Annotated in this window: 1 protein-coding gene and 1 pseudogene; both read right to left on the bottom strand. The window is 63.9% G+C overall.

All coding sequences use genetic code 11. The features are described from left to right. Positions 1-799: amidohydrolase (locus tag EN939_RS35460; RefSeq protein WP_127271972.1), on the bottom strand; the 799-nt coding region annotated here is incomplete at its 3' end. Between the two features lie 154 nt (positions 800-953). Then, positions 954-1066 (bottom strand): annotated as a pseudogene (locus EN939_RS35455) (toxin); the annotation flags it as partial.

The raw sequence follows: 1066 nt of genomic DNA, 5'->3' as shown, positions 1-1066 counted from the left end.
GGTTTGCCATGCGCTCGTCACGCCGGGTGCGCAGCGTGGCCCACACCTCGGCGTGAGCCGGCGAGATGCCGAACACGGCTTCGCCCATCGCGGCATGGGTGACCGTCAGCATGGAGAAGCCGTCGTCGGCGAAGGTCCCGCGCCCGAGCGCCGGCAGCGCCGGCATCAGCTCACTGATCGCCAGCATCGGCGAAATGCCGGTCTCCGGCATGGACGAATGGGCGGTCTTGCCCTCCAGCACGATGCGCATGCCGCGTGAAGCACAGTTGACCACGCCGGCTTTGAGCCGCACCTCGCCAAATGGCACGCCGGGCAGGTTGTGCAATGAGAAAGCGAAATCCGGCGCGATCTCGCCGAAGCGCGGATCGGCGACGACACCTGCCGCGCCATTGCCGGTTTCCTCCGCCGGCTGGAACATCAGCACGACGCGGCCGCTTGCAGGCCTTTCGCGCCCCAACTGACGGCCGAGGGATGCCAGGATCGCGGTGTGTCCGTCATGGCCGCACATATGCGACTTGCCCGGCACGCGCGACGAATGCGGTACGCCTGAAAGTTCTTCGATAGGCAAGGCATCGAGTTCCGATCGGAACAGCACCGTCGGCCCCGCTTTGCCGCTGTCATATATGGCCGCGACGCCGTGCCCGCCGAGTTGTGTCAGCACCTTGTGCGGCCCCGTATCGGCGAGGAAGGCGACAACCTCCCTTGCCGTCTTCTCCTCTTCATTCGAGATTTCCGGGGCCTGGTGCAGCTGGCGCCGCCACGCCGTTAACTCGACGATGTCTCGGTTGGTCAGAGTCATGCCTTTTTAGCCTCCGCTGCATCCTTCATTGACACGCCCAGTCACAGGGGGTGTCGATGATGAATTGCTAGCGATAAAGGGCAGTTCCCGCCACAGTCCAAGTTTCAGGCTTCGGCAGGCCAGAAACGACCCGTTCTCCCGGCCACCCCCCAGCCTATTGATTGATTTCGGGTTCGACGAGCTTTGCCAGATTTCTGAGCGACTCCTGCCAGCCGAGATAGCAGGCCTCGACCGGAATGACGTCCGGAATGCCGGCCTGGGTGATGT

It is taken from the genome of Mesorhizobium sp. M7A.F.Ca.CA.002.05.1.1, assembly GCF_003998335.1.
GTDB lineage: Bacteria > Pseudomonadota > Alphaproteobacteria > Rhizobiales > Rhizobiaceae > Mesorhizobium.
The sequence above is the reverse complement of the archived record's forward strand: the minus strand, read 5'-3'. Positions and strand labels throughout refer to the sequence as shown.